General features: G+C 38.8%; 16 protein-coding genes. 7 read left to right on the top strand and 9 right to left on the bottom strand.

Translation table 11 applies throughout. The features are described 5' to 3' along the window. Window positions 1-208: 208 nt before the first annotated feature. From cra to leuO, 3 genes are all read right to left on the bottom strand, one after another. The gene (gene cra / locus AACU98_RS12335) at window positions 209-1,216 is read right to left on the bottom strand and encodes a catabolite repressor/activator (protein ID WP_004244128.1); all 1,008 of its coding nucleotides are present in this window, start codon (window positions 1,214-1,216) and stop codon (window positions 209-211) included. Between the two features lie 221 nt (window positions 1,217-1,437). Beyond that, complete coding sequence (locus tag AACU98_RS12340) at window positions 1,438-3,246, bottom strand: AMP-dependent synthetase/ligase (RefSeq protein ID WP_017827191.1); 1,809 nt, start codon at window positions 3,244-3,246, stop codon at window positions 1,438-1,440. 529 nt (window positions 3,247-3,775) lie between these two features. After that, window positions 3,776-4,720, bottom strand: a complete 945-nt coding sequence (gene leuO / locus AACU98_RS12345; RefSeq protein ID WP_004244135.1) for a transcriptional regulator LeuO — start codon at window positions 4,718-4,720, stop codon at window positions 3,776-3,778. An 882-nt stretch (window positions 4,721-5,602) separates the two neighbouring features. Between leuO and leuA the strand changes: the two genes are divergently transcribed. The 6 genes from leuA (at window position 5,603) to mutH (ending at window position 13,526) form a co-directional block, all read left to right on the top strand. Then, a complete protein-coding gene (gene leuA / locus AACU98_RS12350; protein ID WP_004244137.1) occupies window positions 5,603-7,162 on the top strand; it encodes a 2-isopropylmalate synthase in 1,560 nt (519 codons plus the stop codon). Between the two features lie 5 nt (window positions 7,163-7,167). Further along, entirely contained in the window at window positions 7,168-8,259 is a 1,092-nt protein-coding gene (leuB, locus tag AACU98_RS12355) for a 3-isopropylmalate dehydrogenase (RefSeq protein WP_004244138.1), read from the top strand. 1 nt (window position 8,260) lies between these two features. Beyond that, entirely contained in the window at window positions 8,261-9,670 is a 1,410-nt protein-coding gene (gene leuC, locus AACU98_RS12360) for a 3-isopropylmalate dehydratase large subunit (RefSeq protein WP_049203016.1), read from the top strand. An 11-nt stretch (window positions 9,671-9,681) separates the two neighbouring features. Continuing rightward, the gene (gene leuD, locus AACU98_RS12365; RefSeq protein ID WP_161734817.1) at window positions 9,682-10,284 is read left to right on the top strand and encodes a 3-isopropylmalate dehydratase small subunit; all 603 of its coding nucleotides are present in this window, start codon (window positions 9,682-9,684) and stop codon (window positions 10,282-10,284) included. A gap of 282 nt (window positions 10,285-10,566) precedes the next feature. After that, the gene (gene sgrR / locus AACU98_RS12370; RefSeq protein ID WP_012368239.1) at window positions 10,567-12,246 is read left to right on the top strand and encodes an HTH-type transcriptional regulator SgrR; all 1,680 of its coding nucleotides are present in this window, start codon (window positions 10,567-10,569) and stop codon (window positions 12,244-12,246) included. A gap of 602 nt (window positions 12,247-12,848) precedes the next feature. Beyond that, window positions 12,849-13,526 (top strand): DNA mismatch repair endonuclease MutH, encoded by a 678-nt coding sequence (mutH, locus tag AACU98_RS12375; RefSeq protein WP_004248572.1) that lies wholly within the window; start codon window positions 12,849-12,851, stop codon window positions 13,524-13,526. A 78-nt stretch (window positions 13,527-13,604) separates the two neighbouring features. On the opposite strand, the gene AACU98_RS12380 is transcribed toward mutH, so the two are convergent. From AACU98_RS12380 to speA, 5 genes are all read right to left on the bottom strand, one after another. Then, window positions 13,605-13,949, bottom strand: a complete 345-nt coding sequence (locus AACU98_RS12380; RefSeq protein ID WP_161734820.1) for a helix-turn-helix domain-containing transcriptional regulator — start codon at window positions 13,947-13,949, stop codon at window positions 13,605-13,607. Further along, a complete protein-coding gene (locus AACU98_RS12385; protein WP_004244144.1) occupies window positions 13,939-14,280 on the bottom strand; it encodes a type II toxin-antitoxin system RelE/ParE family toxin in 342 nt (113 codons plus the stop codon). Before AACU98_RS12385 ends, AACU98_RS12380 begins: the two co-directional genes overlap by 11 nt. Before the next feature lie 180 nt (window positions 14,281-14,460). Beyond that, window positions 14,461-15,240 carry an acetoin reductase gene (locus AACU98_RS12390; protein WP_004244145.1) on the bottom strand — a complete coding sequence of 260 codons (780 nt, stop codon included), beginning with the start codon at window positions 15,238-15,240 and terminating at the stop codon, window positions 14,461-14,463. Window positions 15,241-15,570: 330 nt separating this feature from the next. Next, window positions 15,571-16,491 carry an agmatinase gene (gene speB / locus AACU98_RS12395; RefSeq protein ID WP_004248574.1) on the bottom strand — a complete coding sequence of 307 codons (921 nt, stop codon included), beginning with the start codon at window positions 16,489-16,491 and terminating at the stop codon, window positions 15,571-15,573. A gap of 98 nt (window positions 16,492-16,589) precedes the next feature. Continuing rightward, window positions 16,590-18,497 (bottom strand): biosynthetic arginine decarboxylase, encoded by a 1,908-nt coding sequence (speA, locus tag AACU98_RS12400; protein ID WP_004244147.1) that lies wholly within the window; start codon window positions 18,495-18,497, stop codon window positions 16,590-16,592. A 691-nt stretch (window positions 18,498-19,188) separates the two neighbouring features. On the opposite strand from speA, the gene metK reads away from it, so the two are divergent. Beyond that, window positions 19,189-20,343, top strand: coding sequence for a methionine adenosyltransferase (gene metK, locus AACU98_RS12405; RefSeq protein ID WP_004244148.1), 1,155 nt, complete (start codon window positions 19,189-19,191; stop codon window positions 20,341-20,343). Window positions 20,344-20,503: 160 nt separating this feature from the next. Here the strand turns inward: metK and bcsG are convergent, their stop codons facing one another. Further along, complete coding sequence (gene bcsG / locus AACU98_RS12410; RefSeq protein WP_161734823.1) at window positions 20,504-22,213, bottom strand: cellulose biosynthesis protein BcsG; 1,710 nt, start codon at window positions 22,211-22,213, stop codon at window positions 20,504-20,506. Window positions 22,214-22,423 lie beyond the last annotated feature (210 nt).

Raw genomic sequence — 22,423 nt, forward strand, 5'->3', positions numbered from 1 at the left:
TAAGTAATATCACTTATAGAAATATCAAAATTTCACCCGCGAATTAAACAAAACAGGATAAATTGTAAAAAAACGTTTAAGATTAATCTCAAATTTTATTTTATTTAAGTCACCCGACATTATTTAACCAAATAAACTATCCCTGCTTTAATTTAATAAAGCAGGGATAGTCATTATAAAAAATGCTGAGTCAGAAAGTGAACGCTAATTAACGAGTACGTCCTAAACTACCTCGGCGACATAAATCACGTCGAATACGTGTAATACCCGCTTGTGGTTTTTGCTCTTCTTCAAGACTTGCTAAAACCAGCTCTAATACACGTTGTGCAATATCACGATGTCGCTGAGCCACCGATAATACTGGACATTCGAGGAAATCTAATAATTCATGATCACCAAATGTAGCAATCACTAACTGCGTAGGTAAGCGTCCACTTCTTTGCAACGTTACATCCATCACACCTTGTAATAGCGCAAAAGAGGTCGTAAAGAGTGCATCAGGCATCGGGTTATTATTTAACCATTCCGAAAATACCTCCGCCGCAGCTTCTCGTTCATAACTATTCGCATAAAGATAAGTCACTTGTCGTGGATCATCTTGCCACACACTACGAAAGCCCTGTTCACGTAAAAAACTGACTGATAGTTCGGGCAATGCGCCTAGATAGAGAACCGATTGAGAAGGAAAAGCTTTAAGCTCACTCGCTAACATTTTTGCGTCTTCTAAATCATCACCGACGACACTAATAAAATGTTCACTCTCTAACGCCCTATCTAAGGCAATGATAGGCAACGAACGATTAGCCCAACGCTGATAAAATGGGTGCTCTGGGGGTAATGCCGTTGATACAATAATGGCATCAACTTGGCGTTGTAGTAGATGTTCTACACAACGAATTTCGTTGTCAGGTTGATCTTCTGAGCAGGCAATCAGCAATTGATAACCACGTTGACGCGCTTGTCGTTCAAGATAATTGGCAATTCTGGTATAACTGGTATTTTCCAAATCAGGAATAACCAAACCTATAGAACGCGTACGACCAGCACGTAATCCCGCGGCAACAGCGTTCGGGTGGTAATTGTGCTCTCTGACCACCGCCATCACTTTTTCAACAGTCTTGTCACTTACACGGTACTGTTTAGCTTTACCATTAATGACATAACTCGCTGTTGTTCGTGAAACACCAGCCAAGCGGGCGATTTCATCCAGTTTCACTTTAGCCTCTTCTAATTATTAATAGGGTATTTATTACATTATTGCTATGGTTTTCAGTCATCATGCTGATCTGAATCTGCATTTTAACACAATTTACTGATAAAACCGTATGCGTCAACGTTTCCGTTTATACCTTTTACCAATTACTTGCATTGTTACTGCCTATGACTTACCTAAAGTGCAATAAAAAAGCACCTTTACGGTGCTTTTTTGTCTGGTGATCACGACTCTTGATACATCTGCTCAATTTCATTTCGATAGCGTTCAGAAATTATTTTACGTCTTAATTTTAAGGTAGGTGTCAATTCTCCAGACTCCATCGTAAACCCTTCCGCTAATAGGGTAAATCGTTTAACTTGATGGAAACTAGCAAAATTACGTTGCATTTCACGCAAGCGTTCATCAAATAATTCTTTGATCTTAGTATGGCGTAATAACTCTATCCGATCGTGATATTTTAAATTTAATGCTCGAGCATGTTCTTCTAATGCATCAAAGCAAGGTACGATCAGTGCAGAAACAAATTTACGGGTATCTGCAATCACAGCGATATGCTCAATAAAGCGATCTTGCCCTAATGTACCTTCAATCATTTGCGGTGCAATATATTTTCCATTTGAGGTTTTCATAAGATCTTTCAAACGTTCGGTAATATATAACATCCCATCTTCATCTAATGCACCCGCATCACCGGTACGTAACCAACCATCTTCAGTAAACGCGGCAACCGTCTCTTCAGGCTTATTAAAATAACCTTTCATCACGATACTACCACGCACTTGGATCTCGTTTTCTTCGCCTATACGTACCTCAACCCCCGGTAACGGAGTACCAATAGAGCCTAGTTTATAATGGTTCTCTTCCCAACAAGATACCGTGGCACAAGTCTCTGTCATGCCATAACCATATTTAATATTAATACCAGCAGCTAAGAAAAAGCCGATCACCGCATCATCTAAACGAGCGCCTGCGGCAGGTAAAAAACGAACTCGCCCACCTAAAATTTGACGTAGTGGTTGAAGAACTTTTTTATCCGCAAAGCGATAACACCATTGAGATAGCACGCCTAATGAACGTCCAGCTAAGTGTGCCTGACGTTGTTTTTCACCCTGTTTAAGAGCCCATTTAAACATCCATTGGCGTAGTCGAGGTGCTTGAGAAACTTTCTCTTGAATGGCGCTATATACTTTTTCGTAAAAGCGTGGCACTGCACACATAACCGTTGGTTTTACTGCAGCCATTGCTTCCCTTACGGCATGGGTATCTGTGAGATAAACATTAATAGCCCCAGTATGCATAACATAGAAGCTCCATGCCCGTTCAAATACATGTGATAACGGTAAAAAGCATAATGAAACATCTTTATCCGATAATGAAAGGCGCTGATCATGCAGATAAAGTTGAGAAGCCAGATTGGTGTAATCAAGCATAACACCTTTAGGCTCACCTGTTGTACCCGAGGTATAAATCAGTGTAAACAAATCATCTAAACAACATTCATCAATACGTTGTTGTAGCAGAGAATCATATTGAGATTGACAGTCACTGATTAAGTTTGTCAGATGATAAGAAGGTATTGTCGGATTTAAAACGACCTGAGAATTAAACACAATAATATGTTTAAGTTGCGGGCATAATAGCGCTAACTCAGAAACAACGTCATATTCCTTTTGGTCACCAACAAAAAGAATACGAATATTCGCATCGTTGATGATATAAGCGGCTTGTTCCACACTACTTGTTGCATAAAGAGGAACTGTGACAGCACGCAACTGCAAAGTAGCAATATCGGCAATAGACCAATCAATGCTGTTTTGGGAAAAAATCCCCACATTTTCTTGAACAGCCACGCCCATATCGAGTAATGCATTTGAGAGTGCACGTGTTTTCTTTGCTACTGACGCCCATGACATGGCGATTTCAGACTTAGCATCCCACTGACGATAAGCCGTTTTTTCCCCAGAAGATGAAAATTGCATCTGCAATCTTCTAATTATATGATAATCATATAGATTATTATTATTTATCATGATTTTCCTGTTATTTATGGAAAAGCGTAGGAATAATTAAGTTGAAATAAAGAATAATGTCATCTTCTAATTTCAGCTTACACCTGTTCGCTGACTTATCTGAAAGTCTAAGTGATCCGCAAAAATAAAGGAATCTAATTTTACATAAATTTGTAAAATTGTGAGTCATGAAAAGTTTTGTCAATTTCATCATACTAATGAAAATGTAAAAATGAGCCTGAACACTTTGTGAACAAACAAAGTATTAACAAGAAAAATATAATAAAATCAAAAGATAATTATAAAAATTTATTCATTTACAAGATTAATAACAGAGAAAATAAAGAAAAAAATCGATTAGATGACAATAGTTGCAACTGATAGGGATAGGATAACAATTAGGGCAAAAATAGTGACAGCTACCCAAGAGACTTATCTTTACTATTTACTATTAAAGAATATCTTTTATTGGTTATTAGCAGTAAGCTAACGTTATCTGCCACTATTTCTGCATAATTAGCATAGAGTGCTAATTATGAGTGAATCACTCTTAGTTTTGACAAACCTCACTAAGTAAATTTTTCATCCATAAATGGCCTTTATCTCGCGCCGTTGACTCATGCCAAATTAAATAGCATGGACGTTCTACCTTCTCCCAAGGTAATGATATCGCCTTAATGTTCAATTGTTCTGAATAGCTTTCAACTAACCATCTAGGCGCAATAGCGACCGAATAAGTTTTTGAGACTAGATTTAATACACTATTTAAATCAGTACCTTCATAAGTAATTAAATCTTCTAACTCTGTATTCTTATAATAAGCCGCACTAAAAGACCCCACATCTTCTAAAGAAACAATAGAATGATGCTCATTTAATAACATCTCTTCAGTAACGCTTTCTTTAATTCGTGGGTGTTGGTTAGAGACAGCCAAAACCACTTCATCATTGAATAAAGGGTGTGAATGAAACTCTGGTTTATCAAATTGTTTATAATTAATAAAGAACTCAACTTCCTGATATTTTAATTGGTGTTCAATATTACTATTCAAATAAGACTTAATATTTACATTAATATTAGGGGTTTTATTTTTTATTCTCTCTACAATTTTTGGCGCTAACTTGATATCTAATGGACTGCAAATAGATAAGCTAAACACACGATCACTTTGTTCCGGTTCAAATCCCGCCCCTGGCAATTCATTATGGACTAATTGTAATGCTTGTCGAACAGGGCCAAATAACTGTTTGGCTCTTAATGTTGGTTGAATACCTCGGCCATACCGAACAAATAACTCGTCATTAAACATGATCTTAAGACGAGAAACTGCATTACTGACTGCCGGTTGAGACATACCTAACACCTGTGCTGCTCGTGTGACATTTTGCATTTGCATAACAGCATCAAACACCGTTAATAAATTAAGATCAACATTACGTAAATGCATATCTGCTGACTCTTTATTGGTCGTTGTTGCTGATGTGTAATCCGTCATTTTTTACTCCACTATGTTATTATAATTGGCGAATTAAAACTTATTAATAATATAAAAGCATATTAATAAATTATATATCTAACCATGACTGTAACTTTTATAAAAATATTACTACTTATTATTCATCATCCATGTACATCACAAAATGTATAACACAAACACCAAAAAATAATTCATCTTTATATTAAAGAGAATAAATTGACATTTAAATTACATATTAATGAAATGATTATACCGATATATATTACAACCTGTTTTACCTTATGCCTTGCAAATAATAAAACAAAATATGATAAAAATCATAATAAAATAATAAAATCTATCACCTTACAGGACACTTTCAGAACTATTACAGTCACCACGGTAATAATTTTTATTCTTATATTCAAAATGTTGCTCAAATTTATTGATATTGTTGTTAACTACAACCGCTCATCCCCCTGATAGTTAGTTGTTCAAAAAAAAAGCAAACAATTGTTTAATTTTTTATTTCACTCCCCGAGAGCGATTATGTGAAACATTAACCTAATCAATGATTGTTTGATAGATATAATCATTACTAAAAATTTAGATATTAGTCAGAATTACTAAGAATAAAATATAATTCACACATCAAAACAAATTAAAAAATTCCAATGCTTGACATGATGATTGGTATCCGGTATCAATAAATAAACATTATTAAGAACAAATGTAAGGATGTTTCATGTTAAACGCAATTTTACTATCAAGCCTACTACTATTCGCAACATTGATGCGCGGTCGGCTGATGGGTAAAAAATGAAACATACCTACCCTTAGAGAAAAACCCGCGCTAATCGCGGGTTTTTTTATACCTGGGAGAGCGCAAAAAACGAAATAAAAAAGTATAAGGAACAGATTATGAGCAACAATGTGATTATTTTTGACACCACATTAAGAGATGGCGAACAAGCATTACAAGCTAGCTTAAGCGTAAAAGAGAAGTTACAAATTGCTTATGCCTTAGAACGTTTAGGTGTAGATATCATTGAAGCGGGTTTTCCTGTCTCTTCCCCAGGGGATTTTGAATCTGTACAAACCATCGCTCGAGAAATTAAAAATAGTCGCATTTGTGCGTTAGCTCGCTGTGTTGATAATGATATTGACGTTGCCGCAGAGTCATTAAACATTGCCGAGGCATTTCGTATTCATGTTTTTTTAGCCACCTCCGCTTTGCATGCTGAACATAAGTTAAAAAAATCCTTTGATGACATTATTGAAATGGGAACACGCTCAATTAAACGCGCCCGACGCTATACTGATGATGTTGAGTTTTCTTGCGAAGATGCGGGGCGTACCCATATTGATAATTTATGTCGCATTGTGGAAAGTGCCATCAACGCGGGCGCAACAACCATTAATATTCCAGACACCGTAGGTTATACCACGCCTTATCAATTCGGTGGCATTATCACTAATTTATTTGAACGTGTACCTAATATTGATAAAGCGGTGATCTCCGTTCATTGCCATGATGATTTAGGTATGGCTGTTGCAAACTCTATTACCGCAGTACAAGCAGGTGCAAGACAAGTTGAAGGGACTATCAACGGCTTAGGTGAACGAGCCGGTAACTGCGCTTTAGAAGAAGTGATTATGGCGATAAAAGTACGTGAACAAATGATGAATGTACAAACGCGTATTAATCACAAAGAGATCTACCGTACCAGCCAGTTAGTCAGTCAATTATGTAATACCCCTATTCATGCCAATAAATCCATCGTTGGCTCAAATGCCTTTGCCCACTCCTCTGGTATTCACCAAGATGGCGTACTGAAAAATCGTGAAACTTACGAAATTATGACACCTGAATCAATTGGTTTAAAAGAGGTGCAATTGAACTTAACGTCTCGCTCTGGTCGAGCTGCGGTAAAACACCGTATGGAAGAGATGGGCTATCGCGAAACAGATTATAACTTAGATTCTTTATATGCCGCTTTCTTACGTTTAGCTGATAAAAAAGGTCAAGTTTTTGACTATGACTTAGAAGCATTGGCTTTTATGGGGCAACAACAACAAGAGCCTGATGAGTTTGTAATGAACTATTTTAATACTCAATCCGGCTCCTCAACAGTTGCCACGGCCAGTGTCAGCATTAGTCGTAAAAATGAAGAAATCACTGAAGCAGCAACAGGAAATGGTCCCGTTGATGCTGTCTATCAAGCTATTTCTCGTGCTACAGGTTATCCCTTAAAACTGGTGACTTATCAATTAACAGCCAAAGGTGAAGGACGAGATGCATTAGGACAAGTTGATATCGTAGTTGAATACCAAGGACGTAAATTTCATGGCATGGGATTAGAAACTGATATCGTCGGTTCATCCGCCAACGCCATGATGCATGTTATCAACAGTATTTGGCGTTCAGAGCAAGTCGAAATAGAAAAACGCAAACACCATACAACACAAGAAGCGGTTTAATCATTATGTCTAAACATTATCATATTGCAGTATTGCCCGGAGATGGCATTGGCCCTGAAGTTATGGCGCAAGCACAAAAAGTGATCGATGCGGTAAATAAACGATTTTCACTGAATATCACGACCAAAGAGTACGATATTGGTGGTATTGCTATCGATAATCATGGCACACCATTACCGGCAACCACCTTAGCTGGATGTGAGCAAGCTGATGCGATTTTATTCGGCTCTGTGGGGGGGCCTAAATGGGAGCATTTACCGGCAGATCAACAACCGGAACGTGGCGCATTATTACCTTTACGTAAACACTTTAAATTATTCTGCAATCTGCGCCCAGCTCGTTTATATAAAGGTTTAGAAGCTTATTGTCCATTGCGTGCTGATATTGCGCAACGCGGTTTTGATATTTTATGTGTCCGTGAATTAACTGGAGGGATCTATTTCGGTCAACCTAAAGGCCGTGATGGTGAAGGTCGCGAAGAGCGTGCTTTTGATACCGAGGTTTACCATCGCTATGAAATCGAACGTATTGCTCATTTTGCTTTCAAATCAGCGCAAAAACGTCGTTATAAAGTCACGTCGATTGATAAAGCCAACGTTTTACAAAGCTCTATTTTATGGCGTGAAGTCGTCACTGAAGTCGCTAAGCAATACCCTGATGTGACCTTGCAACATATGTATATCGATAATGCGACAATGCAATTAATTAAAGATCCAGCGCAATTTGATGTATTGCTGTGCTCCAATATCTTTGGCGATATTTTATCAGACGAATGCGCCATGATCACCGGTTCAATGGGCATGTTGCCCTCTGCAAGCGTAAATGAAGCACATTTTGGTTTATATGAACCCGCAGGTGGCTCCGCACCAGATATTGCCGGTAAAAATATCGCCAATCCAATAGCACAAATTTTATCAACCGCCCTATTACTGCGTTATAGCTTTAATGAAGATAAAGCAGCCCAAGCCATTGAAGAAGCAATTACAAGAGTACTAGCAACAGGCTATCGCACCGCAGATTTAGCGGGAGAAGGAAACGCAATAACAACCGCAGAAATGGGTGATCATATCGCTCAGTTTATTCAAGAAGGGGCATAACATGGGTAAAACATTATATCAAAAAATTTACGATGCACATGTTGTCAGAGAAGTAGCGAATGAAACACCTATTATATATATCGATAGACATTTAGTGCATGAAGTGACTTCACCTCAAGCTTTTGATGGTTTAAGAACCAAAGGTCGTCCCGTTCGTCAACCCAACAAAACCTTTGCCACAATGGATCACAACGTTTCAACTCAAACCAAAGATATCAACGCCTGTGGTGATATGGCGCGTATTCAAATGCAAGAGTTAATGAAAAACTGTCAAGAATTTGGTGTGACCTTGTATGACTTAAATCACCCATATCAAGGAATTGTTCATGTTATGGGGCCTGAACAAGGCTTAACTTTACCAGGCATGACAATTGTTTGTGGCGACTCACATACAGCAACACATGGTGCCTTTGGCGCATTAGCTTTCGGTATTGGCACTTCTGAGGTTGAGCACGTATTAGCAACACAAACCTTAAAACAATCACGTGCTAAAACCTTAAAAATCGAAGTACAAGGCAAAACAGCCAATGGCATCACGGCAAAAGATATCGTATTGGCGATTATCGGAAAATTGGGTAGTGCGGGAGGTACGGGGTATATCATTGAATTTACGGGAGAAGCTATTGAAGCTTTGAGTATGGAAGGGCGAATGACGTTATGCAATATGGCGATAGAGATGGGGGCAAAAGCAGGCTTAGTTGCTCCTGATGAGACTACATTTGCTTACTTAAAAGGACGTCAATTTGCCCCTCAAGCCCCATTGTGGGATGAAGCTGTCGCCTATTGGAAAACGTTAAAGTCGGACGAAGATGCTATTTTTGATGCTACTGTGACGATTAATGCCGCAGAGATTGCACCACAAGTGACTTGGGGGACGAATCCGGGACAAGTGATTGCTATTGACCAAATTGTTCCGCGATTGAACAGTTTTAACGATCCTGTTGAACGAGCTAGCGCCGAAAAAGCCTTAGCTTATATGGGATTAACTGAAGGTGTTAACTTAACTGATATTACAATAGATAAAGTTTTTATAGGCTCTTGCACTAACTCTCGTATTGAAGATTTACGCGCAGCAGCAAAGATAGCTAAAGGGCATAAAGTCGCCTCCCATGTACAGGCAATTGTTGTTCCCGGCTCAGGCCCTGTTAAAGCCCAAGCAGAAGCAGAAGGTTTAGATAAAATTTTTATTGAAGCCGGTTTTGAATGGCGTTTACCCGGCTGCTCAATGTGCTTGGCAATGAACAATGACCGATTAAATCCCGGAGAGCGTTGCGCATCGACCAGCAATCGTAATTTTGAAGGTCGCCAAGGTCGTGGTGGCAGAACTCATTTAGTCAGTCCGGCAATGGCCGCTGCCGCCGCCATTCATGGGCATTTCGCTGATATTCGCACTTTTGCAACAGTATCATAAAGGAGAACCTAATGAATAAATTCACACAACACACTGGAATTCCAGTACCTTTAGATGCAGCCAACGTGGATACTGATGCGATTATTCCCAAACAATTTTTACAAAAAGTCACTCGCACAGGATTTGGTAAACACTTATTTCATGATTGGCGATTTTTAGATGATGAAGGCACCCAGCCTAACCCATCATTTATTTTAAATCAGCCCATCTATCAAGATGCTTCTATTTTATTGGCGCGCGAGAATTTTGGTTGTGGATCTTCTCGCGAACATGCGCCTTGGGCGCTCACAGATTATGGCTTTCATGCGGTGATTGCGCCGAGTTTTGCTGATATTTTTTACGGCAATTCCTTTAATAACCAGTTATTGCCAATCAAATTAAGTGATGAGCAAGTTACCCAGTTATTTAATTGGGTAACAGAGCATGCTGGTATGCCTATTACCGTTGATTTAGTTGCCCAACAAGTGATCGCCGGTGAATTATGCTTCTCATTTGAAATCGATGCATTTCGCCGTCATTGCATGATTGAAGGATTAGACAGTATCGGATTAACGTTACAACACCAAGCAGAGATAAGTGCTTATGAAGCTAAACAACCTGCTTTTATGCGTTAATCACTGACTCAATTACCTTATTTCACTGTTTGTTATCTGTAAAAATTTAAACTTTGTCATTCTCGCCGCTATTTACCTCGCGGCATTTTTTTTCAGTAAAACGAACAAAAAAAGCCAGTGACCTATTATCACTGGCCGGTAATCACCGCATGCTCAAAGGGGGAGTCTGTTAGTATTCATAATTTGTGATAACTAACATAAGAGCTAACTTTAAACACAAACATTATCGGTCTAATATAAGGAAATTAAAATTGATCACTTTAATAAGGGATTTCCTCTTTTATGACATCACCCCGCTTAGAGTTGCAATTTATTCGCTTATGGCAAGCTTTTGAGGGAAAAGAGACTGAAACCACATTACAAGAGCTTGCTGAAACATTACATTGCACTCGTCGCCATGTGCGTTCGTTATTAAACAAAATGCATCAAACTGGTTGGATAGATTGGCAAGCAGAAGTAGGAAGAGGAAAAAAATCCACCCTGACTTTTCATTCTAACGCCTTTGACATCCAACAAAGCCGAGCAGAGCGATTACTGGAAGAAAATGATATAGAAAAGCTCGTTGCACTGATGGGCGATAAAGACTCGTTACGGCAAATGGTGCTTTCACAGATTGAAAAAAGCTTTCACCCTAGCCAACAACGTCTACGAATAATTTACTATCGCCCTTTTCGTAATTTATTACCCGGTACGCCGCTTCGGCGCTCTGAATTACATTTAATGAGCCAAATATTTAATTCATTACTTCACTTAAAAGAGGAAAATGGGGAAGTCGAAGCGGAATTAGCCCATCACTGGCAGATGATCAGCGAGCAACATTGGCGCTTTTATTTACGCCCTGCTATCTATTTTCACCATGGACGAGAATTAACCATAGAGGATATCAGCACCTCTTTAATGAGAATGAAAGTCTGCAATCCACTTTATGCACATATTGAGAAAATAACCTCACCGCAACCTTATGTTATTGATATTTATTTAACCGTACCGGATAAACAATTTGCCACCCTATTAGGTAGCCCACAAGCAGCGATCTTACCCCAAGAATGGCGAACTCTCGCTAATTTTTCTCAGCACCCCATTGGCACAGGGGCATACCAAGTGATGAGCAATGATCAACATAAACTGCAAATCAAAGCGTTTGATCGCTATTTTGGTTTACGCGCACTATTAGATAACATCGATATTTGGGTGGTTCCTGAATTAAAAGACAAAATGGTTTGCTCTACCCTTCATTTAACCGATGATGATACTCATAACAACTCACTGGAAAGCCGTAAAGAGGAAGGCTGTTATTTTTTACTTTACGATAGCCGCTCAACACAATGCCAACAACCTGAGATCCGCGAATGGCTTAGTAGTGTATTAACACCGGTGAATATGTTGGCCCATTGTGCGCCCTCTTATCAACGCCATTGGTCACCTGCTTATGGTTTATTGTTACACTGGCACCATAGCAAACTGATCCCACCGCATACTAAACCCGCTTCACTCACAAAACTGACCATTACACTGTATAAAGAGCACCACGAATACAGCACTATTGCTGAACTGATCAAAAAAATCTTATCTGACTATGATATCGAATTATCTATTCAAGTGCTTGATTATGAACAGTGGTATTATGGTGATGCAAAGAGTGATATCTGGTTAGCTACCGTCAATTTCTATAAACCGCTCGAGTTTTCTATTTTTGCAGCACTTTATGAACTGCCCCTATTTCACCAGTGCATGGGTGAACGTTATGAAGATGCCCTAGCCTTATGGCGTCAAAAAGTATTACCGCTTGAAGAGTGGTGTCGCCAATTAACACAAAATAATTGGCTTTTCCCGTTATTTCACCATTTACTTGAATTACAAGGGCAACGTACGATACGCGGTGTAAAAATGAATACCTTTGGTTGGTTTGATTTTAAATCGGCATGGTTTATACCTGATTTAGAAACGCCCCCATTAAAATAGCGTTTTCACTTATAATTATGTTAATTCACAGAAACCCGCAAAGTTATAAACACCAACAGTAAGGCCTAGGGGATTTATTCACTTTTTCTGTGGATATCTATGTGAAAAAGAGTGAGATAATCAGGGTATAGTTTTTATATTAGCCTACAGGCTGTTGAAACATTTTTTAAAATATCACTTATAATTCAAATTAGTAGATAAGTTTTTATCCCTATTTCAACGATTGGATAAACCAATGAATAAAGTCCAATGGTTAAATTGTACGAAAAACAATCATAGTCGGTTTTATCCACAGGTTGTGCCGATTAGTTAATCGAAATAGGCAGATTTTGGGGAATATCGGCAAAAGTCAAGGCTGTAAATCAGAACAGTGATCTCACTTTTGCGGAGTTATCCCACAAAGCTGTGGATAACCTAGTGCAAAAGCCTGTTTATGATCTAAGGATAACCCTGAACAACTTATATCATTTATTATTAAAACCTCGATTCACATAAAAAAATGATGATATATCATGCTATTATGTTTTAACTTAAATCAGTGAAAAAACATTTTCCATCATCCTTTTTTTCTGTTTATTTATTGTACAGGAAGACAGTTATTTATGTTTACGCCACCAGCAGCACCTGAAAATGAATCCGTTTTACTCGCACGAGCACAAGCGCTGGCTGGTTATACCTTCGGTGAACTCGCCGCTTTTGCACAGCTTCCTATTCCTGAAAATTTAAAGCGTGATAAAGGTTGGGTCGGTATGCTATTGGAATACTATTTAGGTGCCAGTGCCGGCAGTAAACCTGAACAAGATTTTTCTCATATCGGTGTTGAGCTAAAAACCATCCCTATCGACCGTTTTGGTATGCCATTAGAAACGACCTTTGTTTGTGTTGCCGCACTTACAGGAAACAGTGGGATCACATGGGAGAATAGCCATGTAAAACGCAAGCTGTCAAAAGTATTATGGGTACCTGTAGAGGGAGAACGGGAGATCCCATTAGCACAGCGTAGAGTCGCTTCCCCGCTACTTTGGAGCCCCAATCATCTTGAAGAAGAACTACTGCGTCACGATTGGGAAGAGTTAATGGATATGATTGTCTTAGGAAAAGTAGAAAGCATTACTGCGCGTCACGGACAAGTATTACAAATTCGCCCTAAGGCTGCTAACAGTAAGGCATTAACCGAAGCCATTGGTGAAAATGGACAACGCATCATGACACTTCCCCGTGGTTTTTATTTAAAAAAGAACTTTACAGCGCCACTGATTGCTCGTTATTTCCAACTTTAATGCGTTACAGTAAACAAAATGCCCCGAGTTATCTTAGTGAATAACTCGGGGCACATCGTATTTTTTGCTGGTAAATTATTAAACACAGTGAGTTGATGCTAATCGAACGCCTACTGCTCTGGTGATTTCTGTCAATGTTGTCAGTGTTGGATTACCATTTTCAGATAATGCTCGATAAATATGTTGTCGAGATAATCCTGATTTTTTCGCAATCACGCCCACTCCACCATGAGCCTCAATAATTTGCCGTAATGCAATTAAAAATGCACCTATTCCCCCAGGCTCATAAATACCTTCTAACGCCGTTTGCAAATACACCTCAGCATAATCAGGATCTTCTCGTAGTTCATTTATCATCTCTAAATTATGGTCAAGATATGCAGGAACAGTTTTTCTTTTTACTACATCTATTTTATTGGTCATTTTTCATCCTTACATGATAATCTTCAAGATAGTTCACTGCTTTATCAATATCTGCTTGTTGAGTACTTTTATTCCCTCCAACAAGTAAAAGAATAATAAATTCATTTTCTATTGAATAATAAACCCGATATCCCTGCCCGAAGTTTATTCGTAAAGCCCAGACTCCATCACGAACAAATTTATGATCAGCGAAGTTACCATAACATGCTCGAGTTACTTGTACTTCAATTTTAGCAGCCGCTTGAGGATCTCGTTTCCTAAGCTTTTGTATCCACTCTCGATAGGGTACTTTTTGGTTTCTGTCCTGATAACGCACTATTTTATATGGCATTTGCTTTCCTTATTGCCAAAGTCCTAATTGTTGCTTATAAATCACACTAAAAATGTAACTTATAACAGACAAAAATCAAAGAGGAAATATTTTTCGTACACATATCATAAAAAAATGCCCCGAGTTATCTTAGTGAATAACTCGGGGCACAAATAACAATTATGATTAAGTAATCAATAATTAACGATAGACAATACCGCCATCTGTTAAGATAGCTTGGCCCGTAATATAGTCGGAATCATCACTTGCCAAGAAGGAAACTAACGCAGCTACGTCATCAGGAGTTTGAGCACGACCTAGAGCAATACCGTCCACATATTTTTTATAGGTCTCACCTTTTGGTGCTCCAGTAATTTCAGCAAAACGCTCGTCAATCTCAACCCACATATCGGTGCCGACAATGCCCGGGCAATAAGCATTAACAGTGATGCCTGCGCTCGCATACTCTTTAGCTGCCGCTTGTGTTAATGCACGTACTGCAAATTTAGTGGCAGAATAAACCCCTAACATGGCAAAACCATCGTGCCCAGCAATAGAAGATGCATTAATAATCTTCCCTTTATGGCCTAATGCTTTAAATTTCTCAGAAGCGGCCTGAATACCCCACATCACACCATTAACGTTAATTTTGAAGATCCGATCCATATCTTCCGGGGTCACATCTGCAAGAGGTTTCACCTGTGCAATACCTGCGTTATTGATCATAACATCAAAACCGCCTAAGGTTTTTTCAGCATGTTCAACAGCCGCAAAGACTTCATCACGGTTGCTAATATCTGCAGCAAAGGTCGTTACTTTACGCCCTAACGCTTCAATTTCTTTTGCTACATCGGATAATTTATCTGCTTTTAAGTCAACCAGAGCAATATCGGCACCCTCTTTAGCAAGACGTAATGCGATACCACGACCAATTCCCTGAGCAGCACCTGTAACTAAAATTACTTTACCATTCAAAGCCATTGTCTTTCTCCTGAATATTTACAGATGAAAAAGCTCTTCCAAAAAAGAACTTTATTAATAATTTAACAGTAGCAATTAAAGTGCGATGTGACAAAGAAATGATCATTCACTAATAAACACAATAAGTAGAATAGAATATAGTGAAAATAATTATCATTTAGAATAACAAGTTACCAAAAGGCCATCATCTGTTGCAAAAGAGCAGATGATCTTTTTTACTCATTAACTTTATAGTTAGCAAAAAATGCTTAACTCATTCATTTAATGGATAAAAATAAGGCAATATCTAAATAGATATTGCCTTGACATTATTTATGACAAAAAAAGTAATTATTTTTTAGCCGCTTGCAGATATAGCATATCAAGTGCAATGGTTGCTCCGGCAAGGGCGGTAATATCTGATTGATCATACGCTGGCGATACTTCAACTAAGTCCATGCCTACAATATTTAACGGCTGTAAAGCACGCAGCATTTTCAGCGCCTTATCCGTGGTTAATCCCCCCACAACCGGTGTTCCTGTACCCGGTGCAAATGCGGGATCAAGGCAATCAATATCAAAAGTCAAATAAACAGGAAGTGAACCCACAATCTCTTTAATTTGCGCGACTAAATCATCAACACCACGATCATTAACTTGTGCAGCATCCAAGACAGTAAAGCCATTATTAGTGTCATGCTCGGTACGAATACCAATTTGCACTGAATGCTGTGGATCAATTAAACCTTCATTAGGAGCATGATAGAACATTGTACCGTGATCAAACTTACTGCCATTAGCATAAGTATCGGTATGAGCATCAAAATGCACCAAGGCCATTTTGCCAAAGTGTTTAGCGTGAGCACGTAATAGAGGTAATGTCACAAAGTGATCACCACCAAAGGTTAAACATCTTTTACCTGCTGCTAGCAATTTTTCCGTATGAGCTTGTAGCTTATCACTCATATCTTGTGCATCACCGAAGTTAAATACTAAATCACCACAATCAACAACTTTGAGGCGTTCACGCATATCGAAGTGCCAAGGCCAGCGATGTCCTTCCCACGCTAAGTTAGTCGAAATCTGGCGAATAGCGCCGGGCCCATGGCGAGTACCTGCACGACCTGAAGTTGCCATATCAAAAGGCACCCCAGTGATCACCCAATCAGCATCACTGCTATAAGGTTGAAAATTCAGTGGAAAACGTAAAAAACCAAATGCATTTGAGATCAAAGAATTATCAGTCTCATTACCTAACGTACAATTTTTCATGCCATTACCTCTGTTACTTATTTTAACAAGCAACATATAAATCAATATGATAGATAAAGAGTGATGTATCAACACCACTCTGCATTAGGAAGTAAGCATTACTCCTCTTCTTCCAGATAGGTATAACCGTATAAGCCACTTTCAAATTCAGTTAGGAACTGCTCTTGGAGTGCTTTATCTAACTGTGCATTTTTCACTTGAGTACGGAAGCGCTCCAACAATACCGCAGGATTAAGTTTTACATATTGAAGCATATCCGCAACGGTATCACCCTCTTCACTCAACTGATAAGTAAGATTGCCTTTCTCATCAAGATAAACATCAACGGCTGCTGTATCACCAAATAAGTTATGCATATTACCAAGGATTTCCTGATACGCCCCCACCATAAAGAAGCCAATCATTGGTGGATATTCAGGATCATAAGCTGGCATTGGCATCGTGGTTTCGACCCCATCACCATCGACATAATGATCGATAATACCATCTGAATCACAAGTGATATCTAGCAATACAGCACGGCGATCGAGCGGTTTATCTAAACCTTCAATTGGCAATACAGGGAATAATTGATCAATTCCCCAAGCATCAGGCAATGACTGGAACAGTGAAAAGTTGACATAGAACTTATCTGACATACGCTCTTGCAGTTCATCAATAATCGGGCGATGGGCTCGATTACTTGGATCTAAATCATATTGAATATGACGACAGATATTCAGATATAACTCTTCCGCCCATGCACGCTCTGTCAGACTTAACATACCGTGTACATATTGAGTATGGACATCATGTAAATCTAGTTGACTATCATGCAGCCATTCACGCAATGAACGGCTATTCCCTTTGGTTTGCATCTCTTCCCATGTTTCCCAAAGGCTTGCGATAGGTCTTGGTGCATCTTCAGCCGGTGGCGTGATTGCAGTAAATTCGTTACGTTCAACACCAATAACATTGGAAATAAGCACCGTATGATGCGCAGTTAATGCTCGACCTGATTCTGTAATAACGGTTGGATGAGGTAATTCATTTTCATCACAAGCATCACCAATCGCCCAAATAACGTTATTAGCGTATTCATTCAGGCCATAGTTAACGGAGCAATCAGATTGTGAGCGCGTACCTTCATAATCAACGCCCAAGCCACCACCAACATCAAAATACTGAATATTGACCCCTAACTTATGTAGCTCAACATAAAAACGGGCTGATTCACGCACACCTGTCGCAATATCACGGATATTAGCCATCTGTGATCCAAGGTGAAAATGCAATAACTGCAAACTATCTAAACGACCAGCTTGGCGTAGCGTATCAATCAGTTGTAGTACTTGTGTTGCAGCAAGGCCGAATTTTGATTTTTCACCCCCACTGGCTTGCCATTTACCGGAGCCTTGAGAAGCAAGGCGAGCACGAACCCCTAAGCGGGGGATCACTTCTAAACGTTCGGCTTCTTCAAGTACCATTTTTATCTCAGACATTTTTTCAATGACCAAGAACACTTTATGACCGAGCTTTTCCCCTGTAAGGGCTAAACGAATATATTCGCGATCTTTGTAACCATTACAAACAATCACCGAACTGGTCATGTTGGCATGAGCAAGCACTGCCATTAATTCAGCTTTAGAGCCAGCTTCTAATCCTAATGGCTCTCCAGCATTAATTAGCGATTCAATCACACGACGCTGTTGATTGACTTTAATTGGATAAACTAAAAAGTAATCCCCTTTGTAGCCATAAGACTCACGTGCACGATGAAAAGCGGCATTAATTGAGCGCAAACGGTGCTGTAAAATTTGTGGAAAACAAAACAGCGCAGGAAGGCGTAAATGTGAATGCTCTTCTTGTACTTGCTTAACTAATTCTGTTAAATCCAGCGTTGCTTCAGGCACATCAGGATTTGGGCAAACACTAATATTGCCGCGATTATTCGCGCAGTAGTATCCTCCCCCCCAATATGTGATGTTATAAGTCTGTTGCATCTTACGAGCGATGTTATCATTCATGACATTCTCCTTAGGGAGTATGAGTTTATACCTTGCCTGTCACTATAGTAGTCAATAATTTCATGGCTAGCTGAAATGACCGATAAATAACAGTTAGAAGTAATGACTCACTATATATTTTTGTATGATTATCCAGCCTAACGCAGGATATAGTAGTAGAAAGCGATGAAGTTAACCGACTAATAGTTAACACAATCACCTATTGGCAAGTAACAGACAACTTCGCTCTAAAGAAAAAGAGCTCAAAGAGGAAATCACTCTAGACATACTACGGGTATAGTATTGGCGAGTACTGTTTTGGTTTTTGAAAAGAATAACCAGTAGACAATGGATCATTACCCATTCACTCCACACATGGCTTAACCTTATAAGCCATTTCCCTAACAGAGAAACAGGATCAGCAATCCTGCGGTTTACACTGTGATTCAGTTTTCACAGTAACGGCGAGGTTATACCTGTAGTTGAATCAAAATGCAAAAACAAAATAGATAAATCGCTTTTTTTTATTATTTTTCTTTTTGCTCACTTGAAAAATTGTGTCACACAAAAAATGATATCAACTATTGGATGCGAGTTTATCCCTATATTTGATTAAAAAAAGCTGGAATTAAAGAGAAAACAGTCCTAAAATGGACGTCTAGATGTTAAAACATCCATCCTTAGACCATCTGTATTAAGGTAACGAGATATAATGACTACACACCTTTTTACTTCTGAATCAGTATCAGAAGGTCATCCAGACAAAATTGCGGATCAAATTTCTGATGCCGTATTGGATGCAATTTTAGAACAAGATCCAAAAGCACGTGTTGCCTGTGAAACTTACGTTAAAACAGGCATGGTGATGGTAGGCGGAGAAATTACCACCAAAGCTTGGGTTGATATCGAAGAGATCACACGTAAAACAGTACGTGAAATCGGTTATACCAGTTCAGATATGGGCTTTGATGCTAATTCCTGCGCCGTTATCAGTGCGATTGGTAAACAATCCCCAGATATCAACCAAGGTGTTGACCGCGCAGATCCCCTTGAACAAGGTGCCGGTGACCAAGGTTTAATGTTTGGTTATGCCACTAATGAAACTGACGTTCTGATGCCAGCGCCTATTACTTATGCTCACCGCTTAGTCCAGCGCCAAGCTCAAGTACGTAAAAATGGCACACTACCATGGTTACGTCCAGATGCTAAAAGCCAGATCACTTTCCAATACGACAATAACAACATTGTTGGTATTGATGCCGTGGTTTTATCAACTCAGCATGCTGAAGATATTTCACAAAAAGACTTACATGAAGCGGTAATGGAAGAGATCATTAAACCTATTCTGCCAACAGAATGGTTAAATGAACAAACCAAATATTTCATTAACCCAACAGGTCGTTTTGTTATCGGTGGCCCAATGGGCGACTGTGGATTAACAGGTCGTAAGATCATTGTTGATACTTATGGTGGTATGGCACGCCACGGCGGTGGGGCATTCTCTGGTAAAGATCCTTCCAAAGTTGACCGTTCTGCGGCTTATGCTGCACGTTATGTTGCAAAAAATATTGTTGCTGCGGGCTTAGCAGATCGCTGTGAAATTCAAGTGTCTTACGCTATTGGTGTTGCAGAGCCAACATCTATTATGGTCGAAACATTTGGTACTGAAAAAATCCCTACCTCACAACTGATCTTATTAGTACGTGAGTTCTTTGATTTACGCCCTTATGGCTTAATTCAAATGCTGGATTTACTGCATCCGATCTACCAAAAAACAGCAGCATACGGTCATTTTGGTCGTGCTGAATTCCCTTGGGAAGCAACAGATAAAGCTGAGATTTTACGTGAAGCTGCGGGTTTAAAATAAATTTCCCTTGTTTCATAGCAAACTCATTAAACCACATCTTTTAGGTGTGGTTTTTTTATTCCTGAAATTTATCTGTTTGTTAACCATAAAAAAACCCCGCAATATTAACGGGGAACTCAAAGTCAGTAAGAGAACAGGGAGTGATGATGAAATAAACAAATCAATCAGGGTAGTCTATCCACTCTCCTTCATTTAATTTGATATAAGATTTCCCTTGATAATCAACCACAATGGTATTTTGATTTTCTGATACTGTCGCGGTTTGTGGTAATTCACGGGTTAAAGCATTCCAATCTATGGTGGATTGATTAAAGATATCGCCATTCACATTACGGAGAATAAAATCGGATAACGCTAAATAACTGCTTGGTTTATCGATCATCATAGGCGTATGAGGTAAACGTTGATTTTTAAGTCCAGTAAAACGAATACCGACAGGAACCGTAGTAATACTTTGGCTTGGAATATCTCGCAAACCAGACATCTGAGTTATATCACCTTGTAATGCGGCTCCATGTTCAGGAACAATCACTACCATCACTCTTCTGCCACGTTTATCAAGGGTATTAATAAAAGCATTTAAGTTATCAAGTAGTGCTGAGGCTCTTTTGCCATAATCAGCCGTTGTATTTTCGCCAACGAACCTATTACCATCATGAAGTGACACTAAATTGACAAAGGTCACCGTCCGTTTTTCATCTGATTTTTCTCGTGCTTTTAACCAACGCTCTAAGGTCTCTTTATCGTTATAGATTTTAGAGCCATCAAAAGCGGTAATTTGATGAGAGAGTCCGCTTTGATCTTGCAACGGTACATTAAGATTACCTAACTCTCTAATTTCTTGAAGATAATGACCAAACTCGCCATTATGATCGAGCACCAATTTCTTCTCAAAACCTAAAGCAGCCAGATTATCCATCAATAAGCATTGCATATCGGCAGGATCATACAAATCAGCGTGTTGTGTTTGGCCACAACTGGCTCTTAATAAACGTAATGAAGCGGGGCCACTATAAGAAGCAACACTATTAAAGCGATTAAATAACACATCAAAGTTACCCCAAATAAGATGTTGCTGTAATCCGACGGCTGCCGCATCAGCGGTAGAGAGTGAACAAATATTAATAATTAAAATATCAAAGGGTTGTGCATAAGAAGAGAGCTGAGCGGGAGCGGGTGTGCTGCGTTTATTTTCGTAACGATAAAACTGAGCAAGCCATTCATCTAACACTTTGTTATTAGCCGGCTGTTTTTGTGGCGGGTAAGGTGAACTCAGTACGTTATTATTTGGCGCTCTAGTCTGCGCTATCGATAATATTTCTGTATTTTGCGGTTGTGGCTGATCGATAGATGTGTTGGTTTGCTGAGTAAAGCTATTGGCAGAAACAGCAGAAACCATAGCGCCTGAAAAATGGGTAAAACCACTAATATTAAGCCACACTACACCCGCGATAATAAACACCGACACTCTTACCCACTGTTCAATAAAGAGATACCCTACCAGTAAAATAAATGCCACCCCGATCATCTTTAAGTTAATAAAATTAACAGCTAATTCAATGAGGTAAGAGAATGAAAAGTTTTTTAACTGCCCTCCTTGTTCTAATACCGTTGAAAAACTAGGTAGCCAAGTGTCGTGGTAGAAAAGCATAACCCCTATAGGGATCGCTATCCAATTACGTAATTTATGCCAAAATGTTTTCGGTAATGGAAATAATAAAAATGCTAGAAAGAGTAAATTGCTAAATGCATCAAATTTTAAATAACCATACCAAAGCAAAACAAACTTTAGCAAAAAATAAAAATTCCAGGCGCCCAACCCATGCCAGTAATGTAAAAAACTGAACCGGGTTGTTTTAGTCTTGTTCATTTTAATTACCTACTTATTCGTATCTATATAATATCCGACATTGATATGAATATTCATATTTGCCTTTTTATACTTCTTATTTTTATAAATAACTATAAAGTTAACTCTTAATAGAATATTCCCCCATCAATTAGTAAAACTACTTATATGTAAAAGAAAGAGTACATAAAAATAAATTACTGACAAATAAATATAAGCAATCAACTTAAA

It is taken from the genome of Proteus sp. G4380 (genome assembly GCF_963885725.1).
Lineage (GTDB): Bacteria > Pseudomonadota > Gammaproteobacteria > Enterobacterales > Enterobacteriaceae > Proteus > Proteus mirabilis.

Excerpts from the sequence above, each read along its gene's own strand:
- AACU98_RS12340 (WP_017827191.1), bottom strand. The coding sequence starts at position 3,246 with ATGATAAATAATAATAATCTATATGATTATCATATAATTAGAAGATTG.
- leuO (WP_004244135.1), bottom strand. The coding sequence starts at position 4,720 with ATGACGGATTACACATCAGCAACAACGACCAATAAAGAGTCAGCAGAT.
- leuA (WP_004244137.1), top strand. The coding sequence starts at position 5,603 with ATGAGCAACAATGTGATTATTTTTGACACCACATTAAGAGATGGCGAA.
- leuB (WP_004244138.1), top strand. The coding sequence starts at position 7,168 with ATGTCTAAACATTATCATATTGCAGTATTGCCCGGAGATGGCATTGGC.
- leuC (WP_049203016.1), top strand. The coding sequence starts at position 8,261 with ATGGGTAAAACATTATATCAAAAAATTTACGATGCACATGTTGTCAGA.
- leuD (WP_161734817.1), top strand. The coding sequence starts at position 9,682 with ATGAATAAATTCACACAACACACTGGAATTCCAGTACCTTTAGATGCA.
- sgrR (WP_012368239.1), top strand. The coding sequence starts at position 10,567 with ATGACATCACCCCGCTTAGAGTTGCAATTTATTCGCTTATGGCAAGCT.
- mutH (WP_004248572.1), top strand. The coding sequence starts at position 12,849 with ATGTTTACGCCACCAGCAGCACCTGAAAATGAATCCGTTTTACTCGCA.
- AACU98_RS12380 (WP_161734820.1), bottom strand. The coding sequence starts at position 13,949 with ATGACCAATAAAATAGATGTAGTAAAAAGAAAAACTGTTCCTGCATAT.
- AACU98_RS12385 (WP_004244144.1), bottom strand. The coding sequence starts at position 14,280 with ATGCCATATAAAATAGTGCGTTATCAGGACAGAAACCAAAAAGTACCC.
- AACU98_RS12390 (WP_004244145.1), bottom strand. The coding sequence starts at position 15,240 with ATGGCTTTGAATGGTAAAGTAATTTTAGTTACAGGTGCTGCTCAGGGA.
- speB (WP_004248574.1), bottom strand. The coding sequence starts at position 16,491 with ATGAAAAATTGTACGTTAGGTAATGAGACTGATAATTCTTTGATCTCA.
- speA (WP_004244147.1), bottom strand. The coding sequence starts at position 18,497 with ATGAATGATAACATCGCTCGTAAGATGCAACAGACTTATAACATCACA.
- metK (WP_004244148.1), top strand. The coding sequence starts at position 19,189 with ATGACTACACACCTTTTTACTTCTGAATCAGTATCAGAAGGTCATCCA.
- bcsG (WP_161734823.1), bottom strand. The coding sequence starts at position 22,213 with ATGAACAAGACTAAAACAACCCGGTTCAGTTTTTTACATTACTGGCAT.